This window comes from Micromonospora sp. CA-240977, assembly GCF_050942285.1.
Taxonomy (GTDB): domain Bacteria; phylum Actinomycetota; class Actinomycetes; order Mycobacteriales; family Micromonosporaceae; genus Micromonospora.
Genome location: NZ_CP192055.1, coordinates 2,219,143 through 2,245,821 on the forward strand (window position 1 = coordinate 2,219,143; position 26,679 = coordinate 2,245,821).

General features: G+C 71.0%; 26 protein-coding genes. 8 read left to right on the forward strand and 18 right to left on the reverse strand.

Annotation, left to right across the window (positions count from 1 at the left end):
• From sodN to ACQPWW_RS10355, 6 genes are all read right to left on the reverse strand, one after another.
• The gene (gene sodN / locus ACQPWW_RS10330) at positions 1-405 is read right to left on the reverse strand and encodes a superoxide dismutase, Ni (RefSeq protein ID WP_433131448.1); all 405 of its coding nucleotides are present in this window, start codon (positions 403-405) and stop codon (positions 1-3) included.
• A 231-nt stretch (positions 406-636) separates the two neighbouring features.
• Positions 637-1,431: an inositol monophosphatase family protein gene (locus ACQPWW_RS10335; RefSeq protein ID WP_433131450.1), complete on the reverse strand. Its 795-nt coding sequence runs from the start codon at positions 1,429-1,431 to the stop codon at positions 637-639.
• An 82-nt stretch (positions 1,432-1,513) separates the two neighbouring features.
• The gene (locus tag ACQPWW_RS10340; protein ID WP_433131452.1) at positions 1,514-1,963 is read right to left on the reverse strand and encodes an iron chaperone; all 450 of its coding nucleotides are present in this window, start codon (positions 1,961-1,963) and stop codon (positions 1,514-1,516) included.
• A gap of 141 nt (positions 1,964-2,104) precedes the next feature.
• Positions 2,105-2,821 carry an NADPH-dependent F420 reductase gene (locus tag ACQPWW_RS10345; RefSeq protein WP_433131454.1) on the reverse strand — a complete coding sequence of 239 codons (717 nt, stop codon included), beginning with the start codon at positions 2,819-2,821 and terminating at the stop codon, positions 2,105-2,107.
• A 27-nt stretch (positions 2,822-2,848) separates the two neighbouring features.
• The gene (locus ACQPWW_RS10350; protein WP_433131456.1) at positions 2,849-3,877 is read right to left on the reverse strand and encodes an LLM class flavin-dependent oxidoreductase; all 1,029 of its coding nucleotides are present in this window, start codon (positions 3,875-3,877) and stop codon (positions 2,849-2,851) included.
• On the reverse strand, positions 3,870-4,919 hold the full coding sequence (locus tag ACQPWW_RS10355; RefSeq protein ID WP_433131458.1) for an LLM class flavin-dependent oxidoreductase: 1,050 nt from the start codon (positions 4,917-4,919) through the stop codon (positions 3,870-3,872). Before ACQPWW_RS10355 ends, ACQPWW_RS10350 begins: the two co-directional genes overlap by 8 nt.
• 106 nt (positions 4,920-5,025) lie before the next feature.
• On the opposite strand from ACQPWW_RS10355, the gene ACQPWW_RS10360 reads away from it, so the two are divergent.
• Positions 5,026-5,517, forward strand: a complete 492-nt coding sequence (locus ACQPWW_RS10360) for a MarR family winged helix-turn-helix transcriptional regulator (RefSeq protein ID WP_433131460.1) — start codon at positions 5,026-5,028, stop codon at positions 5,515-5,517.
• A gap of 5 nt (positions 5,518-5,522) precedes the next feature.
• Here ACQPWW_RS10360 and ACQPWW_RS10365 read toward each other — a convergent pair whose 3' ends face one another.
• Both ACQPWW_RS10365 and ACQPWW_RS10370 read right to left on the reverse strand, forming a co-directional pair.
• Positions 5,523-7,955 carry a DUF4132 domain-containing protein gene (locus ACQPWW_RS10365; RefSeq protein WP_433131462.1) on the reverse strand — a complete coding sequence of 811 codons (2,433 nt, stop codon included), beginning with the start codon at positions 7,953-7,955 and terminating at the stop codon, positions 5,523-5,525.
• Between the two features lies 1 nt (position 7,956).
• Positions 7,957-8,349 (reverse strand): hypothetical protein, encoded by a 393-nt coding sequence (locus tag ACQPWW_RS10370; RefSeq protein WP_433131464.1) that lies wholly within the window; start codon positions 8,347-8,349, stop codon positions 7,957-7,959.
• Between the two features lie 301 nt (positions 8,350-8,650).
• Between ACQPWW_RS10370 and ACQPWW_RS10375 the strand changes: the two genes are divergently transcribed.
• The 3 genes from ACQPWW_RS10375 (at position 8,651) to ACQPWW_RS10385 (ending at position 12,440) form a co-directional block, all read left to right on the forward strand.
• Complete coding sequence (locus tag ACQPWW_RS10375) at positions 8,651-10,543, forward strand: ABC transporter ATP-binding protein (RefSeq protein ID WP_433134256.1); 1,893 nt, start codon at positions 8,651-8,653, stop codon at positions 10,541-10,543.
• Positions 10,544-10,635: 92 nt separating this feature from the next.
• The gene (locus ACQPWW_RS10380; RefSeq protein WP_433131466.1) at positions 10,636-11,781 is read left to right on the forward strand and encodes a sensor histidine kinase; all 1,146 of its coding nucleotides are present in this window, start codon (positions 10,636-10,638) and stop codon (positions 11,779-11,781) included.
• Positions 11,778-12,440 (forward strand): response regulator, encoded by a 663-nt coding sequence (locus tag ACQPWW_RS10385; RefSeq protein ID WP_433131468.1) that lies wholly within the window; start codon positions 11,778-11,780, stop codon positions 12,438-12,440. The genes ACQPWW_RS10380 and ACQPWW_RS10385 overlap by 4 nt, the downstream gene beginning before the upstream one ends.
• A gap of 8 nt (positions 12,441-12,448) precedes the next feature.
• On the opposite strand, the gene ACQPWW_RS10390 is transcribed toward ACQPWW_RS10385, so the two are convergent.
• Complete coding sequence (locus tag ACQPWW_RS10390; RefSeq protein ID WP_433131470.1) at positions 12,449-12,871, reverse strand: DUF6223 family protein; 423 nt, start codon at positions 12,869-12,871, stop codon at positions 12,449-12,451.
• Between the two features lie 68 nt (positions 12,872-12,939).
• Here ACQPWW_RS10390 and ACQPWW_RS10395 point away from each other — a divergent pair, with 68 nt between their 5' ends.
• Positions 12,940-13,158: a hypothetical protein gene (locus tag ACQPWW_RS10395; RefSeq protein ID WP_433131472.1), complete on the forward strand. Its 219-nt coding sequence runs from the start codon at positions 12,940-12,942 to the stop codon at positions 13,156-13,158.
• On the opposite strand, the gene ACQPWW_RS10400 is transcribed toward ACQPWW_RS10395, so the two are convergent.
• Positions 13,148-13,828: a class I SAM-dependent DNA methyltransferase gene (locus ACQPWW_RS10400; protein WP_433131474.1), complete on the reverse strand. Its 681-nt coding sequence runs from the start codon at positions 13,826-13,828 to the stop codon at positions 13,148-13,150. The two genes, ACQPWW_RS10395 and ACQPWW_RS10400, sit on opposite strands and share 11 nt — an antisense overlap.
• Before the next feature lie 143 nt (positions 13,829-13,971).
• Positions 13,972-14,736 (reverse strand): hypothetical protein, encoded by a 765-nt coding sequence (locus ACQPWW_RS10405; RefSeq protein ID WP_433131477.1) that lies wholly within the window; start codon positions 14,734-14,736, stop codon positions 13,972-13,974.
• Positions 14,737-15,085: 349 nt separating this feature from the next.
• Between ACQPWW_RS10405 and argS the strand changes: the two genes are divergently transcribed.
• On the forward strand, positions 15,086-16,804 hold the full coding sequence (gene argS / locus ACQPWW_RS10410; RefSeq protein WP_433131479.1) for an arginine--tRNA ligase: 1,719 nt from the start codon (positions 15,086-15,088) through the stop codon (positions 16,802-16,804).
• A gap of 4 nt (positions 16,805-16,808) precedes the next feature.
• Here the strand turns inward: argS and ACQPWW_RS10415 are convergent, their stop codons facing one another.
• The 3 genes from ACQPWW_RS10415 to ACQPWW_RS10425 form a co-directional block, all read right to left on the reverse strand.
• Complete coding sequence (locus tag ACQPWW_RS10415; protein ID WP_433131481.1) at positions 16,809-17,150, reverse strand: ArsR/SmtB family transcription factor; 342 nt, start codon at positions 17,148-17,150, stop codon at positions 16,809-16,811.
• Positions 17,151-17,374: 224 nt separating this feature from the next.
• A complete protein-coding gene (locus ACQPWW_RS10420) occupies positions 17,375-18,568 on the reverse strand; it encodes an endo-1,4-beta-xylanase (RefSeq protein WP_433131483.1) in 1,194 nt (397 codons plus the stop codon).
• A gap of 340 nt (positions 18,569-18,908) precedes the next feature.
• The gene (locus ACQPWW_RS10425) at positions 18,909-19,739 is read right to left on the reverse strand and encodes a PIG-L family deacetylase (protein ID WP_433131485.1); all 831 of its coding nucleotides are present in this window, start codon (positions 19,737-19,739) and stop codon (positions 18,909-18,911) included.
• Between the two features lie 178 nt (positions 19,740-19,917).
• Here ACQPWW_RS10425 and ACQPWW_RS10430 point away from each other — a divergent pair, with 178 nt between their 5' ends.
• On the forward strand, positions 19,918-20,829 hold the full coding sequence (locus ACQPWW_RS10430; protein WP_433131487.1) for an alpha/beta fold hydrolase: 912 nt from the start codon (positions 19,918-19,920) through the stop codon (positions 20,827-20,829).
• A gap of 9 nt (positions 20,830-20,838) precedes the next feature.
• Here the strand turns inward: ACQPWW_RS10430 and prfH are convergent, their stop codons facing one another.
• The 3 genes from prfH to ACQPWW_RS10445 form a co-directional block, all read right to left on the reverse strand.
• Complete coding sequence (gene prfH, locus ACQPWW_RS10435) at positions 20,839-21,474, reverse strand: peptide chain release factor H (RefSeq protein ID WP_433131489.1); 636 nt, start codon at positions 21,472-21,474, stop codon at positions 20,839-20,841.
• Positions 21,471-22,658 (reverse strand): RNA ligase RtcB family protein, encoded by a 1,188-nt coding sequence (locus ACQPWW_RS10440; protein ID WP_433131491.1) that lies wholly within the window; start codon positions 22,656-22,658, stop codon positions 21,471-21,473. The genes prfH and ACQPWW_RS10440 overlap by 4 nt, the downstream gene beginning before the upstream one ends.
• 158 nt (positions 22,659-22,816) lie before the next feature.
• Positions 22,817-23,470 carry a class I SAM-dependent methyltransferase gene (locus ACQPWW_RS10445; RefSeq protein WP_433131493.1) on the reverse strand — a complete coding sequence of 218 codons (654 nt, stop codon included), beginning with the start codon at positions 23,468-23,470 and terminating at the stop codon, positions 22,817-22,819.
• A gap of 120 nt (positions 23,471-23,590) precedes the next feature.
• Here ACQPWW_RS10445 and ACQPWW_RS10450 point away from each other — a divergent pair, with 120 nt between their 5' ends.
• Positions 23,591-24,346 (forward strand): SDR family oxidoreductase, encoded by a 756-nt coding sequence (locus tag ACQPWW_RS10450; RefSeq protein ID WP_433131495.1) that lies wholly within the window; start codon positions 23,591-23,593, stop codon positions 24,344-24,346.
• 9 nt (positions 24,347-24,355) lie between these two features.
• On the opposite strand, the gene ACQPWW_RS10455 is transcribed toward ACQPWW_RS10450, so the two are convergent.
• On the reverse strand, positions 24,356-26,584 hold the full coding sequence (locus ACQPWW_RS10455; RefSeq protein WP_433131497.1) for a hypothetical protein: 2,229 nt from the start codon (positions 26,582-26,584) through the stop codon (positions 24,356-24,358).
• Positions 26,585-26,679 lie beyond the last annotated feature (95 nt).

A 26,679-nucleotide genomic window follows, 5' to 3' on the forward strand; every position in this document is an offset into this window, starting at 1 on the left:
TCAGCTCTGCTTGGTCTCCCAGAAGATCTTCGAGATCTCCTCGATCTTCCCGAGCAGCTGCTCCGCGACCGCCGGATCGGCGCTGCCCTTCGCGCCGCCGGCACCGGCCAGCTTGGTGGCCTCGTTGAACAGACCGTGCAGCTCGGGGTACCTCTCGAAGTGCGGTGCCTTGAAGTAGTCGGTCCACAGCACCCAGAGGTGGTGCTTGACCAGTTCGGCGCGCTGTTCCTTGATGATCAACGACCGAGTCCGGAACTCCGGATCGGTGCTGGCCTGGTACTTCTCGGCGATCGCCCTGATCGACTCGGCCTCGATCCGGGCCTGGGCCGGGTCGTAGACGCCGCAGGGGAGATCGCAGTGTGCGCTCGCGACGGTGCGTGGGCGACGTAGGCGTGGCAGGTGCATCAGAGTCCTTCCGACAGCAGTGCGGAGGTGACGAACGTCCGGCCGGACAGCTCCGCCGCCCGTCCGCCTTCCGGGCCGCAACGTGATCGACATGGGCACGCTAGAACCTGAACTCAGCTTCATGTCAAGGGCGGGTCGAGCTCGGCCCGCTACGCCATCCGCGGCGCATGGCTGGACGTGCGGTCGTAGGCCGGCCCGACCGCCGCTTTTAGAACCGAATACCGAGGACGGTCAACCCTGCCGGCGGATGAGGGTCAGCAGGGCCGCGTGCGTCCGCTCGTCGGCGGCGACGACAAGACCCTTCCCATCGGGGTGAACCGGCCTGCCATCGATCCCGGTGACCACACAACCGGCAGCCTGACCGAGGGCGATGCCGGCCGCGAAGTGGACGCTGTCGCACAGCCGCTCGCCGTCCGTCACGTAGCCGGCGCGGCGACCGGCGGCCACCCAGGCCACGGCCAGCGTGGTGGAGACGACGCGTGGGCGGAACTGTTCGATGAACCCGTCGTCAGCGAGCATCCGGGCGGCCAGGAAGGCGTGCCGGTGGGGAAACGGCGGGTCGAGATTGACGTCGACAAGTCGCGACTCGGCCGACGGGGTGAGCGGCTCGTCGACGCCACCACGCCGGGCATACGCGGCGATGCCGTCGGTCCAGAAGACCTCACTGGCGAACGGGTCCGCCGAGGCGGCCACGCGGACCCGTGCCTCCGCCCGCAGGGCGACGTTGACCGAGGTCAGCATGTTCCGCACGGCGTAGTTCACCGTTCCACACAACGGGTCGACCAACCACGTACGTCCGTTCTCGCCGGCGCCGGTGCGCCCGCTCTCCTCCGCGAGCACGCCGTCGTGCGGGCGTCCGGCGCGCAGGACGTCGAGGATGGCCTTCTCCGCCTCGACGTCCGCGGTGGTGGCGAAGTCGTCAGCGGTCTTCATGAAGCGTGCCAGCGACGAGCCGTACTGCGAGCGGACGACAGCGGCTCCGGCCTCCGCCGCCGCGATGGCCAGCGCGTGATCGGTGATCGACATGTACGAACCATAGGTGCCCGGCGGTCGGGGACGGTGACCCGCTCGGCGTTCTGTCGGCCGCCCGGCACCGGGCGGGCGACGGTCAGGAGACTGCCGCCCGCACCAGCTCGACGACCCTCTTCTCCACGGCCGGGCTCCACTTCTGCAGCGCGTACGCCACCGGCCACAGGTCGCCGTCGTCGAGGTTGGCGGCGTCCTGGAAGCCCAGTGTCGAGTACCGGTAGTTGAACTTGCCGGAGTCCTGGAAGAAGACGACGATCTTGCCGTCGGCGTTCGCGTAGGCGGGCATCCCGTACCAGGTCTTCGGCGACAGCTCGGGGGCGGCGGCGGTCACCGCCACGTGGACGCGCTCGGCGAGCGCACGATCGTCCGGCGCCATCTGTGCGATCCGGTCGAGGAGCGCGTCCAACCCGTCGGCCTTCTTGGCACCCTTCTTGCCCTCGGCGCGCAGTTCGGCGGCACGCTCCTTCATCGCGGCCCGCTCCTCCGCGCTGAAGCCGTCGGAGGTGGTCGTGGCGGTGTTCGCGGACATTGTCGGGCTCCCTCTCGTCCAGGCCCGGCAGGATGCCGGCGACCTGGGAAAAGGTTAGGCCGGACGGCACCTCGGGGGCTTCTTGATTCCTGATCGGTTCGGCCCCGCCGAGCGGGCCGCTGCGGGAGGCTGTGCGCCGGCCTAGACCGCCGCGTCCGGCGCCGAGGCGCGGGCCGCGGCGATGGTCCGTCCCCGCTCCGACTCGGGAAAGCGGTCGAGCATGGCACGCACCTCGTCGGCGCTCACATTCGCGCCGAACAGCTCGCTGCCTGGTTCGAGTCGTACCCCCTCGGCCAGGGGGCCGGCGACGACCGGATCGAAGCCCAGCGCGTCCACCAGGGTGGCGACCGTGGCGAGATCAGTGGCGTCGTCGCCGGCGATCGCGATGGCCTTGCGGTCCGGCGTTCCGGTCGGCCGCGCCCCGTCCTCGAGATCGTGGTAGCCCATGTGGTTGAACGCCTTCACGACCCGGGACCCGGACAGGAACGCCTGGACGATCTCGCTCGACGAGGTACGCGCGTCGGTGAGGTCGTCGCGGATGCCGTCGATCTCCCACCAGTAGTTCATCGCGTCGACGACGAGCTTGCCGCGCAGTGCCTCGGCGGGAACACTGCGGTATTTCCCCAGCGGCAGGGCGAGGATGACGATGTCAGCGGCGGCCACCGCGTCGACCGCCGTGGTGGCCGCCGCCCCTGGAGCGAGCACCTCGACGGTGAGCGCGATCTTCGCCGGGTCGCCGGAGCCGGCTACCAACACCCGGTAGCCGGCCGCGACGGCGAGCCGGGCGAGCACCGTTCCCACCTTGCCGGCCCCGAGGACACCGAGGGTCGCAGGCCGGCTCCGGTCGTTCTCGTTCATGTCGTCCTTTCGGTTCTGACGTGCTGATCAGGCAAGCAACTCGCGGACCATGGGGATCACCTTGGAGCCGTACAGCTCCACGGCGCGCATCCGGGCGCTCGCTGGCTGCGCCCCGGCCGAGTAGATGAGGTCGAACCGGCCGACACCGAGGCTGCTGATCGCGCGGGCCATCCGGCGGGCCACCGTCTCGGGTGAGCCGATGTAGAGGGAACCGCTCTCCACCTCGGAGTCGAACTCCTGGCGGCGGATCGGCGGCCACCCCCGCAGCTTGCCGATCCGGTCCCGCATGACCCGGTAGTGCGGCCAGTAGATCTCCTTGGCCTCCTCGTCGGTGTCGGCGATGAAGCCGGGCGAGTGCATCCCGACCGGGTGCGCGGTGGTGCCGAGCTGGTCGGCCGCCCGGCGGTACAGGTCGATGTAGGGCGCGAACCGCTCGGGGGCGCCACCGATGATGGCGAGCATGAGCGGGAGGCCGTACTGGGCGGTGCGGACGACCGACTGCGGTGAGCCACCGACGCCGACCCAGGTGTCCAGGTGACCCGACTCGGTCTTGGGAAAGACGTCGGCGTTCTCCAGCGGGGCCCGCAGGGTGCCGCTCCAGGTCACCGGCTTCTCGTCGAGCAGCTTCACGAACAGCTCGATCTTCTCCTCGAACAGCGTGTCGTAGTCGCGCAGGTCGTAGCCGAAGAGGGGGAACGACTCGGTGAACGAGCCGCGACCGAGAATGACCTCGGCCCGGCCGTTGGACAGCGCGTCGACTGTGGCGAAGCGCTGGAACACCCGGACCGGGTCGTCCGAACTCAGCACTGTCACCCCGGAGGCCAGCCGGATCCGTGAGGTACGGGTGGCGATGCCCGCCAGCACCGTCTCCGGCGTCGACACCGAGTACTCCGGCCGGTGGTGCTCGCCCAACGCGATGACGTCGACGCCGAGCTGGTCGGCGAGCACCGCCTCGTCGACGACCTGGCGGATCGCCGCGGCGTGGGAGACGAGCTTGCCGGCGTCGTCCTGCGGTACGTCGCCGAACGTGTCGAGGCCGAACAAGAGATCAGACATGGGTGGGCTCCTTCGCCAGCAGCTCCCGGACCCGCGGCGCGACCTCACTGCCCAGCAGTTGGATGGTGCGCGCGCGTGCCTCGCGGGGCAGGTGCATGATGTCGTACTTCAGGTCGAAGCGGTTCAGCCGCAGGTCGCGGGCGACCGTGGCGATCTTCTGCGCCACCGTCTCGGGCGACCCGACGAAGAGCGCTCCGTTGTCGATTTCCGCCTCGTAGCGCGCGCGGTCCGGTTTGTAGAAGCCGCGTTCCGCGGCGAGCGCCGCCGCGACCGGCTGCCAGTATCGCCACCACGTCTCCACCGCCTCCTCGTCGGTGTCTGCGACAAGGCCGAGTGAGTGCTGCCCGATTGGCTGCGGGGTATGCCCGAACTGGTCGAGCGCTTTGGTGTAGAGGTCGACGTGGCCGGCGAACCGCTGGGGTCGCCCACCGATGATCGCCAGCATGAGCGGGAGACCGTGCCGGGCGGCGCGGACCACCGAGTTCGGGCTGCCCCCCACGCCGATCCAGGTGGGGATGCCGCCGGGCCGCATCCGGGGGTGCAGGCGCTGCCCGGTCAGCGGGCTGCGCACCGTTCCGGACCAGGTGACCGTTTCGTCGCGTTGTAGCCGCAGGAAGAGGTCCAGCTTCTCCTCGAACAACCGCTCGTAGTCGGCAAGGTCGTAGCCGAACAGCGGAAACGACTCGGTCGCCGACGCGCGTCCGAGGACCAGTTGGGCACGGCCGTTCGACACGGCGTCGAGGGTGGCGAACTCGTGGTAGAGGCGTACCGGGTCGTTCGTGCTGAGCACGGTGACCGAGGTGCCGAGGCGAATCCGCTCGGTCGCCGTCGCCGCTGCCGCGAGCAACACCGGTGTCGCCGAGTCGTTGTGGCCCTCCCGGTAGTGCTCACCGAGGCTGAACACGTCGAGTCCGACCGACTCGGCGAGTCGTGCCTCGTCCACGAGGAGCCGCACGGTCTCGGCGTCGCTCAGGACCCGGTCGCCGTCGGTGGCCACCTCCCCGAACGAGTTGAGCCCCAGTTCGAAACCTGTAGCTGTCATCGTGTCCTCCTCGGCTCCCCGTCGGCGACCCGCGGAACGGACCTACCGGTTGACGTGTCAATGATGCTAACTTGGCGATTGACACGTCAATTCCCGGGAGAATGAGATGACGGAGACCACACCTGCCCGGCGGGGAGGACGCCAGCTGCCGACGGCGGAGGAGCTGCGGATCTGGCGGGCCTTCATCGAGACGACGGCGGCGCTGAGTTCCCGGCTCGAATCCCGCCTCCAGGGTGACTCCGCCCTCTCGACCGGCGACTACGCCGTACTGCTCGCGCTCAGCGAGGCGTCGGACCAGTCGATGCGCTCGTCCGCGCTCGCGGCGCACATCGGCTGGGAGCGGAGCCGACTCTCCCACCACCTGGGGCGGATGGAACGACGCGGCCTCATCCGCCGCCAGGAGTGCCCGACCGTCCCCCGGGGGGCGGAGGTGCTGCTCACCGCGGCCGGAGCCGAGGCGTTCGGCAACGCGACATTTCCCCACCTGCGCGCCATTCGTGAACTCTTCGTCGACGCCCTCACACCGGAGCAGATCGCCGCGGCCGGCGAGATCGCGGCGGCGCTGCGAGCGCGCCTCGACGCGCCGGACGAGGGCTGATCACGTCATCTGGCGAGCTGCCGGAACACCGTGGGGTCCGTGATCGTGTCGTCCGCGGCGAGCATGATCGCCTTGGACAGGATCGTCGACAGCATGGGGTCGTCATCGAACGGCAGGTGTAGCCGACCGGTGCGGTCGCGCCCCGCGACGACGCACAGGTAGACGTCGTCAGGTGCCATCAGGATGTTGCCCGACCCGAGGTGGATCCGATAGTCGCGGACGTTGCCGCGGACCTGCAGGTAGCGGTCGCCCAGGTGCAGCCTGTCGGCGATGGTCAGGCGCGGCAGCAGTCGAGCCAACGCGTCCCGGCGCACCTCGGCCGACTGGCTCAGCGCCGCGCTGGCCGTGCTGCGCCAATAGGCGTGGAAGCGGTCCTCGCCGCGGTCGGCCCACTCCGGATCGGTGGCGATCGACGTGACGCCGACGAACAGGTCCACGTCACGCATGGCCTCGCTGAAGACCAGCGGCGGCACGTCGACGACCGGCGTCGGTTGCCAGGCCACGCCGTCGCGGCGGGCGAAACGAACCTGGTCGGTGGAGCAGAACTCGACGTCGTAGCGGCGTTCGTCGGCGTTCTCGACCAGTTGGTGGTGGAACGACGCCCGCCACGTACCACCGCCGAAGGGTTTGGTGGCTTCGCTCTCGTAGCCGCCGTCCCAGGTGCCGAGGTATCCGGCCTGCCAGCCCCGCGCGCGCATGAGGGCGTTCGCCTGCCGGTAGCGCAGGATGTGCGCGGCGAACCGATTGGAATAGGCGTGCGTCCGCTCCTCGGCGGGCGTGAGCAGATAGACCTCTCGGAATGCCTGCTTGAACGGCTGCGTCAGGCCGATGGCGAGGACGTGCTCGCGCCAGGCGAGCACCTCGTCCGTCGTCGCGCGGGCCGGGTGCCAGAGTCTCACCAGGTTGTCGGGAATGGCCCGGCCCTGCCGATCGGCGATCGTCCATCCGTCGCTGTCGTGTCGGGGCAGACCTGCCGTCCATCGCTGGCCGTCGGTGCTGGTCTCCCACACCAAGCGCCGTCCGTAGGCAGCGGTGATCGGGTGTTCGAGGTATCGGGACGACCAGTCCGAGTACGACCAGGTGCGCTCCTCTGACAGCAGCCCTTCCGCCCGCTGGCGCTCGGCGGCCAACGAAGCGCCCACGCGTTTGACGAGGTCGCGCAACTGCCGAAGCTCGTGGCCGTACGCGTCCCGGATCGGGGCCGGGACGCCCCTGAGCGGATTGCCGTCCCGGGTGAAGGCCAGTCGCGCCTTGTCTCCCGTGGCCTCGATTGTCGCCTCGTACGGCCCGATCCCCGTGCACAGCCGGCCGTCGGGGCCGAGCCCGTGGTCGTCGACGGCGAGTTCCAGCACCTCGCTCATGGACCACCCGCGCAGGGCGCCGACGCGGGCCAGTGCGCCCTGGACCCGGCTCTGCACCGCCTTGTTTCGGACCGTGACCGCCAATTTCGCAAGCGTGCGTACCGGCACCTCGCCGGTGCGCCCGGCGAGCAGCGCTATGGCCGCCAGAGCGGTCTTCTGGGCGTGGGGGAAGCCGGACGCCTCGCGCGGGGCTGCTGCCGCAGCGGCGGTGACCCGTGCCAGCAGGTCGGTCGCCCGCTCGTCGGGCTGCCGGGACAGCGCCCAGACCAGCCCGCGAACAACCAGGTCCGCATCGTCGTGCAGAGGCCCGCAGTAGGCGACGAATGCTTCCAGGACCGACCGGACGACCTCGGCAGCGCCCGGTGTGCCGGCGAGGAGTTCGTCGAGGCGCCGCTGCCATGTCACAGGCGCTGCCGGCCGGCCCAGCGTGGCGCAGTGCGTCAGCAACTCCGGCACGCCCGGCGCGCCGAGGGCGGCGACCATCTCGGCACGCACGAGCGGACCGAATTCGTCTCCGTTGTGGAACAGCCCGGTCGGCAGGCCAGTGCCGGTGGCGCGGTCGATCGCCTGGCCGATCAACCGGACCGCACGCCGCCGTGCCTCCACCGCGATGAACTGGTCGTGGACCAGCTCACTCATGAGGGCATCGAGGGTCGGTACCAGGTCGACCAACTCGGCCGGTGTCAGGCGTGCGGCGATCGTGGCCGGCAGCTCCAGGTGGGCGCCGTCCTCGTATCCCCAGCCCCGCCCGGCCACGTCGAGGCACCACACGAGGTCGGACCGGGTCCAGGGCAGGTCACCGTCGGCCAGGCTCCGCACCACGTCGTTGAGTGCGGTGGGTATCGAACCCGTGCACGATTCCAGGTGCATGGCCAGCGCGGCGCTACGGCGTTGCTCGACCGGCCACGACGCGACGGCTTTCCACTCCGGCACCTCGGTCACCGACGATCCCCAGTGGTAGGTGCTCGCGACGTGCAGCACGGCCCTGATCCGGGCATCGGCCTCGGTGAGCCCGGCCTCCACCTGTCGTCGATCCGTGTCGGTCAGCGCGGGCAGGGCCGCCGTCCAGTCGTCCATGTCAGCCGCCGACCAGTGCGACGAGTCGGACGAAGGCCACGTCCGGATCGGCGGTCAGGTCGATCTCCTCGTCGAGGTCTTCGATCTGGCGGTCGCCGACGAGCAGCACGAAACCGTTGCGCTCGAAGGCGGCGCAGGCGGCGTCCGCCTGCCGCTCCCAGTCGAGCCGCCTGCCGTGGGCGACCCGGTAGCCGTTCAGCGTCGCTTCCGCGTCGGTCGGCTGGATCAACCCTCGGAAGTGGTCGGGCCGGTGCGCGTTGAATCGGGCGACCTCCTCGCGAACCCGTAACCGGACCAGCTCCCGTGCGGAGATGCGATCCGGAAGGCCGGTCATCGGCCACGTGTCGATCGCCTTGCCGGTGGCTGTCTCGTCTCGAACAATCGCCGTGGCCATGTCGCCGACTCCCTGTCGTGAGGTGAGCCGCATCGTGGCATGAGGGTCCGACGGTGCGAGAGGGCCGACGGAAGCCGGGGAATGTCATGACCGACAGTGTTCAGGCGATTGCCGAAAGCGACAGTCGGGTGGTCCAATCCTCCAGGAACCCGCCAATCCGCTGTCCAGGTGGAGCTGGCTACGGCTGCGCGCCCCGGGAGGTACGACCATGACCGAGACCGCCGCCGCAGCGGCCCACCGCACCCGGGCGGACCGTCCCGGCCCGGCCAGCACCGAGTCGGTGTTGCCCGAGCTGCGGGAGATGTGGTGGGAGACGGGGGTGCGGGCGCGGGCCGAGGCCGGTGTCTTCGCCGTCTTCGCTGAGCTGCCCAGGCTCGTACGGACAGCTCTGGGCATCAGCTGGCGCGCGGACCGACTCCGTACCGGCGTGGTGGCCGCGGCGACGCTCGGCGCGGGGGTGATGGCGGCCTTCGGCCTGCTGGCCACGCAGCGGGTACTTGTGGAGTTGTTCGCGGGTGGGCCGACCGCCGACAAGGTGCGGGCCGCGATGCCCGCCCTGGCCGTGCTGGCGGCGGCGGTCGCGCTGCGCGCGGGGATGGGCATCGCCACGGGGTACGCGCAGAACGGGTTGACGCCGCGGGTGAGCCGCGAGGTGGAGCGGGGACTGTTCGAGGTGTCCACCGCGGTACGGCTGGAGGCGTTCGACGCCGACGCGTTCGCCGATGACATGGAACGCGCATCGCGGGGCACCGAGTCGACGATCGGGCTGGTGCAGGCGTCGATGAACCTGCTCGCCGGGCTGGCCGGGCTGCTCGCCGTGGCGGCGGCCGTCGTCATCATCCACCCGCTGCTGCTGCTGGCCCTGCTGGTGGCCACGGTGCCCAACGCGTGGGCGTCGTTGCGGGCCGGGCACCTGCGGTACCAGACCTACACCGCCGGATCGGTGCGCCGGCGTCGACTGTGGCTGCTGCACAAGCTGATGGCCGAACGGGCCTCGGCCCCGGAGTTGCGGTCGTACGGGCTGCGCGGTTTTCTCCTTGACCAGTACGACCGGGTGATGCAGGTGGAGACCGACATCCAGCTCGCCCTGGCCCGTCGGGTCACCACGACCACCACGGTCGGGGCGATCATCGGCGGCCTCGCCACCGGCACCGTCTACGTCCTGCTCGGCCTGCTGCTCCTGGACGGGCAGATCCCGCTCGCCGCCGCGGCGACCTGTGTCATCGCGGTCCAGTCCGCGCAGCGGTCCCTGGCCATCGCCACCTTCCAGGTCGATCACGTCTACACCGAGGGTCAGCACTTCGGCGACTACACCGGCTTCATGACCCGTGCCGACGCCTACCTGCCGGACGCCACGCGACAGTCGGCCGCGGCCAGTCCGCAACGGCTGCGGGAGTTGACAGTCAGCGAGGTCAGCCTGCGCTATCCCGACCGGGACACCCCGGCCGTCGACGGCGTCACGTTGCGGATCACCGCCGGCCAGACTGTCGCGTTCGTCGGGGAGAACGGGTCGGGCAAGACGACCCTCGCCGCGATGATCGCCGGCCTGCGGGCGCCCTCCGAGGGCGGCATCGAATGGAACGGTCGACCGTTGGCGGACTGGGACGTCGCCGGGCTGCGGGCCCGGATCGCGGTGGTGACGCAGGAATACCACAAGTGGCCGTTCACCGCGGCGACGAACATCGCCATCGGCGACGTCGACACCGAGGCCCGGCAGGACCTCATCGAGGCCGCCGCCGCCCGCGCGGTCGCCCATGACATGATCAACGAGCTTCCGCACGGGTACGAGACGCTGCTCGACCGGACCTTCGCGAGAGGCCAGGACCTCTCCGGTGGGCAGTGGCAACGCATCACCGCGGCTCGCGGGTTCCTGCGCGACGCCGAACTGCTGATCATGGATGAGCCGTCCTCCGCCCTCGACCCCCGGGCCGAGGACGCGCTGTTCCAGGCCATCCGCGACCGCCGAGGCCGAGCCACCACGATCCTCATCACGCACCGGCTCGCGAACGTCCGCCACGCCGACCGGATCTTCGTCCTGCACCACGGCCGGCTGGTCGAGGCCGGCACCCACGACGATCTTGTCGCCACCGGCGGTCGATACGCCGAGCTGTTCGCCCTCCAAGCCGCCGGCTACGACGCCAACCTGACCGGGCGGCCGCCGCTTCCGCACCAGGACGCCGCCCCCTCCCGGTGAGAAGCGACGCCAGGACGAGGGGTACGTCCACCGGCGACGTCCGACGGTTCGGGCGTTCGTCCGCCGGCCGGCCGGAGGCTAGGCTTCGGCGTATGTCAGGGGCGCGATGGCGTGGCCGGACGGCGGATGTCGCAGTGGTGCTCGCCGTCGGGCTGATCGCCCTCGTCGGCCTGGTGGTGCAGTCGCGCGGCATCGACACCGCCGCCGAGTGGACCGCCCTGTTTGTGGTGCTCGCTTCCTCCGCCGCGCTGTGCGTACGCCGCCGTCATCCGGTGCCGGTGGGTGTGGTGGCGCTGGCCGCCGTCGGCGCGTACGGGGCGTTGCTGCACACGCCCGGCCCGATCATGCTGGTCTTCGTCGTGGCGCTCTACACAGTTGTCGACGAGGGACATCTCTGGATCGCCATCGGTCTCGGTCTCGCCTCGGTGATCGCCTTCGCCGCCGCGGACAGCGACAACCGATCCCCGGACACCATGAACGGGGCGACGCTGCTGCACGCCGGTTGGCTCGTCGCGGTGATCGTCGGCGTGACCCGCAACCGCCGGGCCTACCTCGCCGAAGCGCAGGCCCGCGCTGTCGTCGCCGAGCAGCGGATGGAGGAGGAGGCCCGGCGGCGGGCCACGGAGGAGCGGTTGCGCATCGCCCGCGAGTTGCACGATGCCCTCGGCCACCACCTCTCGCTGATCAACGTGCAGGCCAGTGCCGCGTTGCACCGGCCGGACCCGGCCCGCTCCGAGCAGGCGCTCACCGCGATCAAGCAGACCAGCAAGGACACGTTGCGGGAGTTGCGGACGACGCTCGGCGTACTGCGGCGGGAGGGCGAGGCGCCGACCGGGCCGGGCCCCGGCCTCGATCGCCTCGGCGATCTGATCCGGACGGCCGGACGACCCGAACTGACGATCAGCACCGAACTTGCCGAGATCAGGTCGCTGCCCCCGGAGGTCGACCTGGCGGTGTACCGGATCGTCCAGGAGGCCCTCACCAACGTGGCCCGGCACGCGGGCGCCACCGCCGCGGTGGTCCGGGTGCGACCCGACCGTGATGACGTGCTGGTGGAGGTGGAGGACGACGGCACCGCCACCCCCGGCGCGCCGGGCAGCGGGATCATCGGCATGCGGGAGCGCGCCGGCGCGCTCGGCGGCTCACTGACCACTGGCGCACAGCCGGACGGCGGCTTCCGGGTCCGCGCCCGACTGCCGCTGCGGTCGGGTCCGACGACGGCGGGGGAGCCGGCATGATCCGGCTGCTGCTCGCCGACGACCAGACTCTGGTCCGCGCCGGCTTCCGATCGATCCTGGACGGCGAGGATGGCATCGAGGTGGTCGGCGAGGCCGCCGACGGCGCCGAGGCGGTGCGGCTCGCCGCTCAGCTGCGTCCGGAGGTCGTCCTCATGGACATCCGGATGCCCGTCCTGGATGGCCTCGCCGCCACTCGGCAGATCGTCGCGACCTGCGCGGCCCGCGTGATCATCCTGACCACGTTCGACCTGGACGACTACGTCTACGGTGCGCTGCGCGCCGGCGCGAGCGGCTTCCTGGTCAAGGACACCGAGCCGGCCGAGCTGATCCACGGGGTGCGTGTGGTCGCCCGTGGCGACGCGCTGATCGCGCCGTCGATCACCCGCCGGTTGATCGCCGAGTTCAGCGCGCGGGCCGCACATCCGGACCCCGGGCCGCGACTGAGTGTGCTCACCACCCGGGAGCGCGAGGTGCTCGCCCTGGTCGCCGCGGGCCTGTCGAACGACGAGATCGCCGCGCGGTTGGTGCTGAGCCCGGCCACCGCCAAGACGCATGTCAGCCGGATCATGACCAAGACACAGGTCCGGGACCGCGCCCAGCTGGTGATCCTCGCCTACGAGTCCGGTCTGGCCGTGCCCGGTTGGCTCACCCGCTCCTGAGCACGACCTCAGGCGGCCAGTCGGGCACTGCGGCGGGCCCGGACCAGAGCCAGTCCACCGAGGACCACACCGACCAGCCCGACCGCCAGGGCCACGAAGGCCCCGCCGAGCCCGTTACCCGTACCGACGCCGCCGTCGGAGGTGGCCACCACCAGCCCACCGAGCGCCACCCCGACCAGCCCCGCCGCCAGGGCGAGGACGGCCCCGCCGAGCCCGGAGCCGGTGCCGACCCGACTGGTGGGGCGGGCCAGGGCCAGTCCACCGATGACCACGCCTGCGAGCCCCAACAGGACGCCCACGCTCGCGCCGAGTCGTCCGGAGCTCATTGTGAGAACCGTGGCGGCGGTCGGCTGGACCGAGGCGTGGGCGGCCAACTCGATCCCGGCGGGCGGAGCGGCTACGGCGGCGACAAGCAGAAGACGGACGGACATCACGGTTCCCTTCGACGGTGTGACGGCTACCGGTGGCAGCGTAGGTAGCGCAGCGCACCCGAGTCGTCATGCCGGAGTTGCCGATCGGCCCACAACCCGGGAGGTACGCGTCCGGGTCGGCGTACCGTCACAGTCGTCTCTCCGGGCATCCGACGTACACCCGCCGCCCCCGGCCGCCGGACAGCTATCCGATCGGCGAACGGCCCCGGCGTGGGTTCCGCGTCGTCGGCGCGATCGTCCCGGTGGTGAACGTCGACCTCGGCCGGACCGTGGCCGTCAACCGCTGACTTGCCGGGTCGTGGCCAGCAGGAACGCCTGATCGTCCCGCTCGGTGCCCCGAGCCCGCCGCACCAGGCGGCACTCCTCCCGCAGGCCGGCGGCCTCGATCTCGGCGGCGACCTGGTCCGCCGTGTACCGGTGCCGCGTCAGGTGGATCTCGTGGCCGAAGCGGCGGCGGTAGGGGCCGGACAGGTCGCGCGTACCTTCGCCGGCCTGAAAGCCGACGAGCAGGTGGCCCGTGGGCCGAAGGACCCGAGCCGCCTCGGCGAAGACGCGTGCCTGCCCGGCGGGAGGTGTGTGAATTGTGGAGTACCACAGCAGGACGCCGGCGAACTGGGAGTCCGGGTAGGGAAGGGCGGTCAACGAGCCCACGGCGAACATCAGGTCGGGGTGGTCACGTCGCGCTTTGACGATCATGCCCGGCGACAGGTCGACTCCCTGCACCAGGCACCCACGATCGGTGAGGTACCTGCTCATCCGCCCCGGGCCGCACCCGGCGTCGAGGACTCGAGTGTCGCCGCCCGCCGTCACCGCCTCGGCGAACGCGTCGACCATGGCGAGGTCGAGTGGGGCTTCGGCGCGGGTGTCCGGCAGGCAGGTGGCGTAGTCCTCGGCGACGGTGTCGTAGGCACGTCGCACGCCGCGAAGGTCGAGGGGGTCGGAGGGCGAGGCAGTCACGGGCCGGATCATCGCACCGGGGGAGCTACCCGTCGGTCTGGCGGCAGGCCTCCGGCGCGGGCATCGCGACGATCGAACGTGTCCCGGTGCGGGACGCGCCGAAGACCTGGGGGATCGACCCCGCGCCGGCGGCCGTGGTGGGACTATCCCTGCCAGGCGTCGATGGCTCGCACGCCGTCACGCACGACCCGGTCCACAACCGCGGGATTGCCGCTGGAGCCCTCCCACCCCTGGTCGTTGAACACCGTCACCACAGTGTCGACGCGGGCCACCGCGATCTGGCTGGACCCGTTGCCGCCCGTGTGTTCTCCGTTCGGGTTCGTGTTGGGCCACGTCCGGGTCAGCAGCAGCGCCTCGTCGCCGACGCCGGGCAGAGCCTCGGTCTTGACTGTCGCCCGGTTCCCGGACTGCTGGTAGGAGGGACACGCCTCCAGGTCGGTGCGCAGCCGGGCCAGGTAGTCAGTGGCCCCGGTGCCGGCGAAGGTGAAGATGGTCTGGTGGACCATCCCCTGGGGCGTGTAGGAGGGACCGTCGTCGGCCCCCTTGTAGGTGACTGTCATCGCCGCGGCGGCGGTGACCTGGCGGCCCCCGGTGCCGAACTCGTTACCGCAGAGCTTCGGCAGGGCCTCCTCGACCGGCACCGTGCGACGCGGAGACTTCCGCAGCTCGGGCGGTAATTCGACGAACGCTGACGTCGGGATGACCGCCTGGCCGCTCGCGCTCACGCTCGGCGAGGGCTGGCCCGTCGGGTCCACCGCTGCGGATGTCGACGCCGCACTCGACGGGGTCGACCCGGGCGGGTTCGCGGTGGTGGTGCAGGCGGTGGCAAGTGTCATGGTGCCCAGCAACGGGATCAGCGCGAGCACGCGTCGCGTACGGGCGGGCGGTAGCGGTGTGTGTCGGCTCATGATCACCCTTCGTCGATGTCGAGGCAGTTCCCGGTGGCGTACCGTCCCAAACGACGATTCGTGGCCGCCGGACGCTCATCCGGGCGGTGGTAATCGGGATGTCGACACACCCGCCGGCCCGCTAAGCTGCCCGCATGACCAGCGTGATCGCCCAGTGCACCGGAGCGTCGGATGACGTCCAGGTCGGTGCGCGGCGACGCCGGCGATCCGTCGCCCGCCTGCGCTGACCTGTTTCCTGCGACCGGCGGATCGAGCCGCCGGTCGTGCGCTGGTCGTCCTCGGTCCGCCCGCATCTCCTGTCGTCAGAGGCCCGCCTGACAGCGCGGGTCCGAGTGAGATCGGCGTACTCATGGATCTTGAAAGGTTGTTGTCCGACCGGCTGGCACCGGCGTTCTCCGCGGTGGCCGGCGGACCGGTTGATCCGCTCGTGCGGCGCTCTCCGCGGGCGGATTTCCAATCCGACGCGGCGCTCGCGCTGGCCCGGCGGCTCGGCCGTCCGCCGCGCGACATCGCCGCCGAGGTGCTGGAACACGCGGTGCTCGACGACGTCTGCGTGTCGGCGGTGGTCTCCGGGCCAGGGTTCCTCAACCTCACCGTCGCCGACCCGGCACTTGCCGACATGGTCTCCGGGCTGGCCGGTGACGCCCGGCTCGGCGTGCCGGTGACGGCGGCCCCGCAGACCGTGGTGGTCGACTATTCGGCTCCGAACGTGGCGAAGGAGATGCACGTCGGGCATCTTCGCTCCACTGTCATCGGCGACGCGGCGGTGCGGCTGCTGGACTGGCTGGGGCACCGGGTGGTGCGGGTCAACCACCTGGGTGACTGGGGGACACCGTTCGGCATGCTGATCGAGCACCTGGCCGACCTCGGCGAGTCCGGTGCGGCGCACGAGTTGTCGATGGGTGACCTGGACGGCTTCTATCGGGCGGCGCGGGTGAAGTTCGACGCCGACGAGACGTTCCGGGAACGCTCGCGGCTGCGGGTGGTCGCGTTGCAGGGCGGCGACGAGCGGACGCTGCGGTTGTGGCGGCTGCTCGTGGCGCAGTCCGAGCGGTACTTCCTGACCGTCTACGACCTGCTCGACGTGACGTTGTCCGAGGGCGACTTCCGGGGCGAGAGCGCCTACAACGATCTGCTCGCGGGGGTCGTCGACGACCTGGGCCGGTTGGGCATGCTGGTGCCCAGCGGTGGGGCCGACTGTGTCTTCCCGGTCGGGTTCAGCGGCCGGGACGGCGAGCCGGTGCCGCTCATCGTCCGCAAGAGCGACGGGGGGTACGGCTATCCGGCCACCGATCTGGCCGCGCTGCGGCAGCGTGTCGGTGAACTGGGCGCGAACCGGCTGTTGTACGTCGTCGGGCTGCCGCAGCGGCAGCACTTCGCGATGGTGTTCGCGGTCGCCCGGGCGGCCGGTTGGCTGTCTCCGCCGGCCCGGGCCGAACATCTGGGTTTCGGGTCGATCCTCGGCGGCGACGGGCGGATGCTGCGCAGCCGGGCTGGCGAGTCGGTGAAGCTGGCCGGGCTGCTGGAGGAGGCGGTGACCCGAGCCACGGACCTGGCCCGGCGGAGAAATCCGGAGCTGGATGCCGAAGCTGCCGCCGAGATCGGTCGCGCGGTGGGGATCGGCGCGGTCAAGTACGCCGACCTGTCAACTGATCGGACCAAGGACTATGTCCTGGACTGGGAGCGGATGCTCGCCCTGGACGGCAACACCGCGCCGTACCTCCAGTATGTGTACGCCCGGATCCGGTCGGTGTTCCGGCGCGCCGGGACAACCGCGCGGCCGGACACGCCCCTCGTGCTCACGCTGCCGGCGGAGCGGGCGCTCGCGGTCGAGCTGCTCGGCTTCGCCGCCGTTGTGGGCGAGGTGGAGCGGAGCCTCGAGTTCCATCACCTCGCCGGTTACCTGCACCGGCTCGCCACCGCGTTCAACGCGTTCTACGAGCGCTGCCCGGTGCTGCGGGCACCGGACGAACTGCGGGAGAGCCGCCTGCTGCTCGCCGAGCTGACGGCCCGGACGCTGCGGCAGGGGCTGCACCTGCTCGGCATCCGAACCCCGGAGCGGATGTGAGGCGTCAGCGGCTCTTCTTCGTCGCCCGCTTCCGGGGCGGCGTCAACAGGTCGGCGATCTGGGCGATCGCCGAGGGCACCAGGCGGTAGTAGGCCCACACCCCCCGCTTGTCGCGTTCGAGTAGGCCAGCCTCGGTGAGGATCCGCAGGTGGTGACTCACTGTCGGCTGGGACAGGTTGAGCGCCCCGGTGAGGTCGCTGACGGACGCCTCACCTTCCGGCGCGGACTGGATCAGGCTGAGCAGCCGCAGTCGCGCCGGATCGGCGAAGGCCTTCAGCACCCCCGCTAGCCGTTCGGCATCGGCCCGCTTGATTGGATCGCCGGTGAGCGGCGAGATCGCAGGCATGGCAGTTTTCGCAGTTCCCACGCCCACTATGGTTACACCAACACCATCAATAAGCAGGTAGAACCGGCATCAATACTCCAACGGCGTCCGTATGGCGACGCGGAACAGCTGAACGTGAGTCGAACGTCGACGACCGTGGTGACGTACCGGCCGTGTGGGGCTCCGCCGCGCCCCACACGGCCGTACGTCGACGGACACGCCGTCGAGTAGGCCGCGACCGAGGGTCAGCGGCGGGGTCGGGGTGTGCTGCGCGGCAGGACGTACGGCGGGCCAGCGAGGATCAGGTCCGACTTCAGCTCCTGGTACGCCCGCTTGGGCTGGTAGTTCTCGTCGTAGATCGTGGCCAGGCCCTCCGGCGGGTCGTCGAACCAGCCGGGCACCCAGGAGTGGTTGTCGCTGAAACCCCAGACCGTGTACGACAGGCAACTGCGCACGGCGAGGCACGCCTTCATCAGGACGCTGAAGTTGGCCGCCGACGCCTGCAACCGGGGGTTGATCTCCTCCGCGTTGCCGGCCTGGACGCCCGCGGTCATCTGACTGCGGACGTCGACCTCGGTGAACGCGGTGGCGACGCCGAGCCCACCGAACTTCTTCAGCGCGGCGGTCACCTGGAGGGTGTCGAAGTTGCCGTACTGGGTGCCCAGGTGGCCCTGGGAGCCGACGCCGTCGATCGGCACGCCCTGGGCCAGTAGGCCCTTTGTCATGTCGTAGACGAACTGGGTCTTGTCGTCGGCCGGGTTGCCGGAACCGAACGCCTCGATGTTGTAGTCGTTGTAGAACAGCAGGGCCTTGGGGTCGGCCGCCCGCGCCCAGCGGAACGCGTCGGCGATGTAGCCGGGCCCGAGGTTCTCCGCCCAGAAGCCCTTGTAGTGCAGTGTCGACGGGGTGTCCCAGGGGTCGCTGACCGCCTCGTTGACCACGTCCCACTGCCAGATCTTGCCCTTGTACCGGTTGACGACCGTGGTGATGTGCTTGCGCAGCAGCTCGCGCAGCTCCTGCTTGCTGATGGAGCCGTCGGCGACACCACTTGTCAGCCAGGCGGGCAGTTGGTTGTGCCAGACCAGCACGTGCCCGCGGACGCTCTGCCGGTTGCGCTTGGCGAAATCGACGAGCTGGTCGGCCGCCGCCCAGTTGTAGGTGCCGCGGGTGGGCTCCAGGACCTCCCACTTCATCACGTTCTCGGCGGTGACCGAGGTGAACTCCGAGGAGGCCAACGCGCGGTACTGCGGGTCAGCGGCGTCGTTGAGGGCATCCATGTTGACCGCGGTGCCGACCTGGAGGCCGTGGCGCAGGCCGAGGGCGCCGAGGCTCTGCGCCGTGGGGTCGTACGGCCGACTCGCGGTGGCGGGCACCGTGTTCAGCGCCGCGACGGTCGCCGCGGCGACCATGCCGACGGTGGTCCACTGTCTCAGCTTCATGTGCCTTCCTCTCCAGACCACTTATCGACAGAAGTCGATCAAGAAGGTGCGGGTCCGGTGTTGGCGGATGGGAGCGGGGTTCGCGATCGGGCGCCCCGGCTCGGGGCAGGGGGCCGGTAGTTCCGGCCGGCGACCGGAAACCTGCTCGAAACGTTAAGGCCGTCTATGTCCGGGCGTCAACGCTGAAAACTTCCGGAAATTCGTCATATGACCTGCGCGGGCACCGTGGAGACGCCCGCGAAACTTCCGGAGACCGGCGGCGTGCCGCAGCCGCGCCGCCGACATCGTCGACCGGGTGGCCGACGATGTCTGGCGTCGCTACGGGAGCTGACCTGTGCGGTCAGCGCAGACCGGCGAAGAGGTCGTCCTCGGGGGTCGGCGCGTCGGTGCGGTCACGCACCCGCACGAAGGTCTCCATCCCCATCAGCTCGGTGAACCGCTCCCGGCCCAGTTGCAGGAAGAAGATGTTCTCGGTCTGACTGGCGTGGGTGGCCAGGGCGTCGAACTTCTGCGCCCCGAAGCTGCTCGTGTCCACCCAGGTGCTGATCTCGTCATCGGGCAGGCCGAGCTGCGGCATCGGCTCCGCCGCCGGGTCCGGCTCATCCCAGTCGACGCCGAGCTCCCGCATGATCTGGCCGAACTGCTCGAACGCGGTGCGCGGGACGGTGGTCCAGTACACCTTCGCCGGGATGTCCGTCTGCTCCACGGCGGCCATGGTGATCCGGTGCGCCTGGATGTGGTCCGGGTGGCCGTAGAAGCCGTTCTCGTCGTACGTGACGATCACGTCCGGCTGGTACTGCCGGATCAGCTCGGCGAGGCGGTCCGCCGCCTCCGCCACCGGCGTCGTCCAGAACGCGCCGGGCTGGTCGTTTGTCGGCCAGCCCATCATCCCGGAGTCGGCGTAACCGAGGGTTTCCAGGTGGCTGACCTTCAACACCGCGCAGCTGGCCTCCAGCTCGGCCCGGCGCATGGCCACCACGGCGGCCGGGTCGTGCTTCGGATCGCCCGGCTTGACCCCACCCGGGCCGTCACCGCATCGCCCGTCGGTGCAGGTCACCAGCACCGTCGTGATCCCCTCCGCGGCGTAGCGGGCGAGGACGCCACCGGTGCTGGTCGCCTCGTCATCGGGATGGGCGTGCACCGCCATCAGGGTCAGAGGTCGCTCAGCCATGTCATCACCCTACGGTCGTTCCCCGGTCGAAGTCGCGCAGGGCGACGCAACGTGCATCCTAGCCAGTCCGGGTCGGGCCGGGGCCGATCACCGGCAAACCCCGATCGCCCACCCGGCGGCTTCCTAGATTGAGGCGTGACCAGCACATCCGACGGGCTGGGACGCGAGGAGAGGTTCAATGGCGAAGGCCGGCACGGGGGCATCGTTCGGGGACGTCCGACAGGTCGACGCCGGGGTCCTGAACGTCGGGTACGTCGACGCCGGTCCGTCCGACGGTCCCGCCGTGATCCTCCTGCACGGCTGGCCGTACGACATCCACAGCTTCGTCGACGTCGTGCCGCTGCTCACCGACGCCGGCTGTCGGGTCGTCGTGCCGTACCTGCGGGGCTACGGCACGACCCGGTTCCTCTCCGACGACACGATGCGCAACGGCGAACCGGCAGCCATGGGGCTCGACCTCATCGCACTCATGGACGCCCTGAAGATCGACTCCGCGAAGCTGGCCGGGTTCGACTGGGGCGCGCGTACGGCCGACGTCGTGGCCGCCCTGTGGCCCGAGCGCTGCCGAGGGCTGGTGTCGGTGAGCGGCTACCTGATCGACGGCCAGGCATCGGGCAAGGTGCCGCTGCCCCCGAAGGCGGAACTGGCCTGGTGGTACCAGTACTACTTCGCCACCGAACGCGGCCGGGAGGGCTACGACAGGAACCGGCGCGACTTCGCCAGGCTGATCTGGCAGACCGCGTCCCCGAAGTGGTCGTTCGACGATGCCACCTTCGACCGCAGCGCGGCAGCGTTCGACAACCCCGACCACGTGGAGATCGTGATCCACAACTACCGGTGGCGGCTGGCCCTCGCCCCCGGCGAGTCGCAGTACGACGAGGTGGAGAAGCGGCTGGCCGCGAAACCGAAGATCACGGTGCCCAGCATCTCGCTGGAAGGCGACGCCAACGGCGCGCCGCACCTGGAGCCCAGCGTCTACGGCAAGCAGTTCGCCGGGCAGTACGAACACCGGACCGTCGGCGGCGGGATCGGGCACAACCTGCCCCAGGAGGCGCCGCAGGCGTTCGCGGACGCGGTGAAGGACGTCTGACCCGGATCGCTACCCTCGGCGGCCCGGTCGGTGGGGCTCCGGACGTTCCACCCGCACCGGGTCGCCCCGGACGAGGTCGTCGTGCACCCGCCACCGGGCGGTGGTGACGGCCCGCCGGACTGCCTCGTCGCCCTGCTCGACGCGTTGCCGCAGCAGCTCCAGGGCGGCCCGGCGGTTCAGGCTGAACTGCCGTTCCTCGTCCACCACGACGACGAGGCCCGAAGGACGGTGCGTCGCCCGGACCGCCGTGCTGGCCTTGTTGCGGTGCTGACCACCCGGACCGCCGGTACGACAGCCGACGATGTCGACGTCCGCCTCGGCGAACGGCGTCGGCGCCGCGTCGGGTGACGGCGGCTGCGCTGTGACATACCAGTTCTTCCGACCCGTGCTCGCCCGGTACGGACTCGGGGCCTGCCAGCACAGCGTTCCGGTCCACGAGGCGGCGAACGCGTCGGCGTCCGGGCCGGTGATCCGGATGAGCACCGAGCGGTAGGTGCCGGGCCGATCACCGGGCATCACCTGAACCTGGTCGATCGTCAGACCCCGGCGGGTGCCAGCTCCGGTCAGCCGATGCAGTAGCTGGGCCAGTGCCCAGGCGCACTCGCGCGGACCACGACCGGCGGACAGCAGCAGGAGCACGCTCACGACCGGCCCCGTCCGTCGCGGTGGCCCCGCCGCTGCGCTCGGCTGGTGGACCCGAGATCGGGCGTCTTGTAGGTGACCAGGGGAGTCGTGCTGACCACCGGGGTGGCCAGCCGGTGCTCGACGAGATCGGCGATCACCTGCTCGATGCGCTTGTACGCCGTGGGCGCCTCCTCGAACAGCAGTTGGCGGTCACCGCACACCACCAGCGAGCCCACCGGCGTACGGCGTAGCTCCTCGACCGTGTGCTTGGCCCGGCCCCGCCGCAGGGCGTCGGCGCGCGACATCTTGCGGCCGGCGCCGTGCGCCACCGAGTGGTTGGCCTCCGGCCCCGCGTGGGCGGCCACCAGGTAGGAGGCAGTGCCTCGGGTGCCGGCGACCAGGACGTCGCGGCCGTCGCCCGGCGCCGCGCCCTTGCGGTGCAGGTAGACCCCGTCCCGGACCTCGACCAGGTTGTGGCACTGATCGACGATCGGTGCGGTGGGCTCCGCGCCCAACGCGTACGCGACCCGGGCCGCCAGCACCCGCCGGTTGAGCGAACCCCAACGCACGGCGTCGTCGTGCATCGTCAGGTAGGCGGCGGGATCGGGAGCGGCGCCGGCGCCGTGCGCCTCGGTGTGCGCCCGCAGGATCCGCTCGCCCAGACCACGGGAACCGGTGTGCACGATGAGCACGAGATCGCCGGCGTCGAGCCCGAGACGACTCGCGTGGCGCGCGTCGAGGACGGTGTCGACGCGCGCCAGCTCGACGAAGTGGTTGCCGCGGCCGACCGTCCCGAGACCGTCCAGGTGACCGGCCGGGACGTCGCCCTGGACGACCGCCCAGGCCGGGTCGTCGGCGTCCCGGTCCGGGTCCAGCGAGCGGTCGAGGTCGGGGAACCGGGCGGCGAGGCGCTCCGGCACGGCCCGCTTGAGCCTGATGGGGAACACGGCGATGCCGCAACCGATGTCGGAGCCCACCAGGAACGGGTAGAGCACTGTCGACGCCATGGCCGCGCCGATGGGCGCGCCCTTGCCGGGGTGCAGGTCCGGCATCGCCGCAACGTGGATCATGCCGTCGAGGGCGGCAACCTGCTGGCACTGGGCGAGCGCGGCGGACTCGATCCAGCTCGCGGCCGAGGCGAACACCGTGACGGTGGCGGGGGTGGACGGGGGCAGGGACTCCCGAGGGGAGTGGTGCTGGAGCAAGGAGGCTCACTTCTCACACAGACGCGGGAACGGACGACGGCACGCCCTCCGGGAGGTGTCACCGGGGGCGGATGCGGGGGTGGTTCCGTCAGTACGTCATGTCCGTCACTCTCGTGCAGCCCGTCGCCCGCGGCAAACGATTTTCCGTTCGCGTGCGGTCAGGGCTGGGGTGCCGCCGCGGGCCTGATCGCCCGGCCGTGCACGCAGGGTGCGGACGGGCTGTTGCTGGTGGCCGGGAAACGGAACCGACGCAACTCCTCGATCACGAACCCTTCGGCGCCGATGGCGGCGACCGTGTCGCGGTTGGTGTGGCAGCCGGCGAACAGCTTCGGCCACAGTGTCGCGTCGAGCAGTCGTTGGGCCCGGTGCAGGCCGCTGTGCCGCTCGGCGGCGACGTGCTCGAAGAAGCGCAACTGGCCGCCGGGGCGCAGCACCCGGCTGACCTCCGCGAGGGCGCTCGCCTGATCCGGCACTGTGCACAACACCAGCGAGACGACCGCCGCGTCGAACTCGCCGTCACCCGCGGGCAGGGCGTCCGCCAGACCGTCGACGACCGTGACCGGTACCGGCGCGTCCGGTGCCGCCCGCTCGGCGGCGGCGCGCAGCCGGCGTTCCGGTTCGACCGCGACGACCTCGGTCACCGAGGGCGGATAGTGGGCGAACATCCGGCCGTTGCCCGCGCCGATCTCGATCACCCGGCCGGACAGGCCGGCGACCAGGTCCCGCCGGAACTCCGCAGTGCCGGCGCGGTCCATGGCGACGCTGAGCCTCTCGTACACCCTGGCGAACACCGGATGGGACACCACGGCCACGTCGACCTCCAGGGGGACGAGGGGATCCGTACTTCAGCGATTGTCCTGCATCGGCGCACGGTTTCCGTCTTACTGGTGGGCGGCGGCTGACAACCCAGCGCAGACAGGACGTGTTCGACCATGAAGATCGTCGTCATCGGTGGCAGCGGCCTCATCGGCTCCAAGCTCGTGGACAATCTCGGTGCCCGGGGGCACGAAGCGGTGCCGGCGTCGCCGAAGACCGGCGTCAACACACTGACCGGCGAGGGTGTGGCCGAGGCGCTCGCGGGTGCGGATGTCGTGGTCGACGTGTCGAACTCGCCGTCGTTCGAGGACGCGGCCGTGCTGGAGTTCTTCGAGACGTCCACCCGCAATCTCCTCGCCGCCGCGGCGGAGGCCGGGGTGGGCCACTACGCGGCGCTCTCCATCGTGGGTTGCGACCGGATCCCGGACAGCGGGTACATGCGGGCGAAGGTTGCCCAGGAGAAGCTCGTCGTCGCGGCCGGGATTCCGTACTCCGTGGTGCACGCCACGCAGTTCTTCGAATTTCTCCAGGGGATCATCGACGCCGCCACGGACGGCGACACCGTGCACCTCGCGCCGGTCCTCATCCAGCCGATGGCGGCGGACGACGTCGCGGACGCGGTGGCTGAGGTCGTGGTCGGCGCGCCCACGAACGCGGTGGTCGAGGTCGGTGGGCCGGAGCAGTTCCGCCTCGACGAACTGGGCCGATCCATCCTCGCGTCCCAGCAGGATCCCCGGTCGGTGGTGGCCGACCCGGGTGCCCGGTACTTCGGCGCCACGCTGGGCGAACGCTCGCTGGTCCCCGCCGACGGCGCCCGCATCGCCGCCACGCGTCTCGACGACTGGCGCTCCCGGACGACCCGGCCCGGGTGACCCGGCCCGCTACCCGGGCGCGACGGGTGGGTCCGCCGGCCCGGCGAGGCGCCGCGCCAACTCCCGTACCGCCTCAATGAACGACTCGTCCGCCTCGTCCGGCCAGTGTCCGTGGATGGGTGGGGGAACGCTGTCGCTGGCCGGCGTCACCACGTCGCGGGGATCGCGCTGTCGACGGTCCACGGCGTCCGCCGGGTCGCTGCTCGGGGCAGCCCGGGGTGACCGGTGGGCGGAGAAGACCCAGCCGCCGATCGGGTCGGTGTCGCGCCACAGGTTCACCCAGCGCCAACCGACCCGGCGGCCGATGTCGTGCAGCGCCGCCTCGTCGATGTAGGCGGGGAAGAGCCGCGCGTAGAGGCGACGCAGCGGTGACCCGTGGGTGAGCAGGGCGACCCGGCTGCCGACCTCCGGCGGCAGTTGGAGCACCGTCGCGGCGAGCAGGACCGAACCGTGGCTGTGCCCGGTGAGCAGCACGGCGTTGCCGCTTTCGACGAGGTACGTGATCCGGCGGGTCAGCTCCGGTACGGCGCGTTCGGCGTAGCAGGGCGGCGCGAAGGGGTGGGCGGCCCGGGGCCAGAACGTGCCGAGGTCCCAGAGGACGCCGACGTGTCGCCGGAACGGGACGGTCCGGTAGGCGAAGACACTGCCGATGATCAGACCGAGGATGATCGCGGCGATCAGCCAGCTGCCGAACGCGATGGCGAAGGTGACAGCGTCCGCCGGCAAGCCGGCGCTTCGCTCGACGACGTCGCTCGGGAACTGTCCCAGCAGGCCGATGGTGGTGGTGGCCGTGGCGAGTCCGGCGAGGCAGCCGAAGAGCACGGCCAGTGGCACCAGTTTCTCGGTGAACCGGGCCCGGGCTATCGCGTCGCGGACCTGTCGCAGTCGTGTTCTCGCCTCCGTCGGCGGGTTCGGGTAGTCGTGGGCGACGATCGCCGCGGCGACACGACGCCGGCCGCGGCGGGAGATCACGATGACCAGACCGGCGACGATCAGCGTGATCACGATCGCGCGCAGGAAGCCGAAGATCACCCACGTGTACGCGCGGGGTGGGCCGGCGGCGATGCCCGCACCGGTCGGCACGTCGCGGTCGAGGAAGTCCGCCGCCCGGTAGACCAGCTCGGCGGAGTACGCCACCGCCACGCTGATCCCGGCGGCCGCGATCGCGAGCCCACCCAGCCCGAACAGTGGGGGCGCACCCCGCCGCCGGTCCCGGCGCCGGAGCAGCACCACGCCCAGGGCGGCCAGCAGCGTCGTCTGCGCCACGAACAGCCCGGCCACTGTCGTGTCGTAGCCGGGCAGCTCGTGGCGTCCGTCCCACGGTTGCGGGCTGGCCAGCACGTAGACGACCACGAGAACGGTCAGGACGAGGGAGGTGGACCGCAGCGCTTGGGTGATCCCGTCGAGTCGTCGATCGGTGGCGGCCCGGTCGATCAGCGGGGGAGTGCAGAGCGATCCCACGCAGGCGGCCAGGACCACCACGGTGGCCACCGTCAACGCGACGCCGGTGGCGGTGGCTCCGGTGGCGACCCGGGCCAGGAGCAGGGTGAGGTCCAGCGTCGCGAACGCGGCGGCGACGTGGATCGAGCGCAGCCGGCCGACCAGCGGCTCGGCGCCCCACTGACCGACCGCGCCGAGCCGATGCCCGGAGACCTGCTCGGGTGCGCGAAACGCCTCGAACGTCCGCCCAGGGCGGTTGCTGATGCGCCAGATCAGGCCGATCGCGGTGGCCGGGACCAGCGCGAGCACCGCCAGTCGCAGCCCGGCCGGCCGCCCGCTCAACCAGGACAGCCAACTGCGTCCGGCGAGGCAGTTCGGCGAGTTCAGACACTGCCAGCCGACGAGATCCAGGGCGACGCCGGCGATGGCGAGCACGTAGAACACGGTGAGCGTGAGCGCCAGCACCCGGCACAACGACCTGACCACCGCCTCCGAACCGGCGTTCGCGGGACGCATCCAGATCGCCACGTTGACAAGCATGAACGGCAGCAGGAAGACCAGCCCCAGGGCGCGGGCCACGGTCCCGGAGGGCAGATCGCCCCAGCGGTACGCCTCCAGCGTCACCCCGTGCGGGCCCGTCGTGTTCGAATACCGGGGGCGCGGCCGGTAGAAGCCTCCGCTGCGGTCACCCGCCACCTGCGCGGTCTGTTGCAGGTCCAGCACCTCTTCGGCGTTCGCGCCGGAGACTCCGTGCACCCGCAGCTCCACGATGCCGGCGGAGATGTCTGGCCCGCTCAACCGCGCTGATCCATCCGATGGTCCCCCCGAGGCGTCCCGGCAGCCCCATGTCACCCGATCCACCCGAGGCCAGCCCTGCCAACACGGTGCCGGGT

Bases quoted from the DNA above. Each gene is read 5' to 3' on its own strand.
- sodN (WP_433131448.1), bottom strand. From the start codon at position 405: ATGCACCTGCCACGCCTACGTCGCCCACGCACCGTCGCGAGCGCACAC.
- ACQPWW_RS10335 (WP_433131450.1), bottom strand. From the start codon at position 1,431: ATGTCGATCACCGATCACGCGCTGGCCATCGCGGCGGCGGAGGCCGGA.
- ACQPWW_RS10340 (WP_433131452.1), bottom strand. From the start codon at position 1,963: ATGTCCGCGAACACCGCCACGACCACCTCCGACGGCTTCAGCGCGGAG.
- ACQPWW_RS10345 (WP_433131454.1), bottom strand. From the start codon at position 2,821: ATGAACGAGAACGACCGGAGCCGGCCTGCGACCCTCGGTGTCCTCGGG.
- ACQPWW_RS10350 (WP_433131456.1), bottom strand. From the start codon at position 3,877: ATGTCTGATCTCTTGTTCGGCCTCGACACGTTCGGCGACGTACCGCAG.
- ACQPWW_RS10355 (WP_433131458.1), bottom strand. From the start codon at position 4,919: ATGACAGCTACAGGTTTCGAACTGGGGCTCAACTCGTTCGGGGAGGTG.
- ACQPWW_RS10360 (WP_433131460.1), top strand. From the start codon at position 5,026: ATGACGGAGACCACACCTGCCCGGCGGGGAGGACGCCAGCTGCCGACG.
- ACQPWW_RS10365 (WP_433131462.1), bottom strand. From the start codon at position 7,955: ATGGACGACTGGACGGCGGCCCTGCCCGCGCTGACCGACACGGATCGA.
- ACQPWW_RS10370 (WP_433131464.1), bottom strand. From the start codon at position 8,349: ATGGCCACGGCGATTGTTCGAGACGAGACAGCCACCGGCAAGGCGATC.
- ACQPWW_RS10375 (WP_433134256.1), top strand. From the start codon at position 8,651: ATGTGGTGGGAGACGGGGGTGCGGGCGCGGGCCGAGGCCGGTGTCTTC.
- ACQPWW_RS10380 (WP_433131466.1), top strand. From the start codon at position 10,636: ATGTCAGGGGCGCGATGGCGTGGCCGGACGGCGGATGTCGCAGTGGTG.
- ACQPWW_RS10385 (WP_433131468.1), top strand. From the start codon at position 11,778: ATGATCCGGCTGCTGCTCGCCGACGACCAGACTCTGGTCCGCGCCGGC.
- ACQPWW_RS10390 (WP_433131470.1), bottom strand. From the start codon at position 12,871: ATGTCCGTCCGTCTTCTGCTTGTCGCCGCCGTAGCCGCTCCGCCCGCC.
- ACQPWW_RS10395 (WP_433131472.1), top strand. From the start codon at position 12,940: ATGCCGGAGTTGCCGATCGGCCCACAACCCGGGAGGTACGCGTCCGGG.
- ACQPWW_RS10405 (WP_433131477.1), bottom strand. From the start codon at position 14,736: ATGAGCCGACACACACCGCTACCGCCCGCCCGTACGCGACGCGTGCTC.
- argS (WP_433131479.1), top strand. From the start codon at position 15,086: ATGGATCTTGAAAGGTTGTTGTCCGACCGGCTGGCACCGGCGTTCTCC.
- ACQPWW_RS10415 (WP_433131481.1), bottom strand. From the start codon at position 17,150: ATGCCTGCGATCTCGCCGCTCACCGGCGATCCAATCAAGCGGGCCGAT.
- ACQPWW_RS10420 (WP_433131483.1), bottom strand. From the start codon at position 18,568: ATGAAGCTGAGACAGTGGACCACCGTCGGCATGGTCGCCGCGGCGACC.
- ACQPWW_RS10425 (WP_433131485.1), bottom strand. From the start codon at position 19,739: ATGGCTGAGCGACCTCTGACCCTGATGGCGGTGCACGCCCATCCCGAT.
- ACQPWW_RS10430 (WP_433131487.1), top strand. From the start codon at position 19,918: ATGGCGAAGGCCGGCACGGGGGCATCGTTCGGGGACGTCCGACAGGTC.
- ACQPWW_RS10450 (WP_433131495.1), top strand. From the start codon at position 23,591: ATGAAGATCGTCGTCATCGGTGGCAGCGGCCTCATCGGCTCCAAGCTC.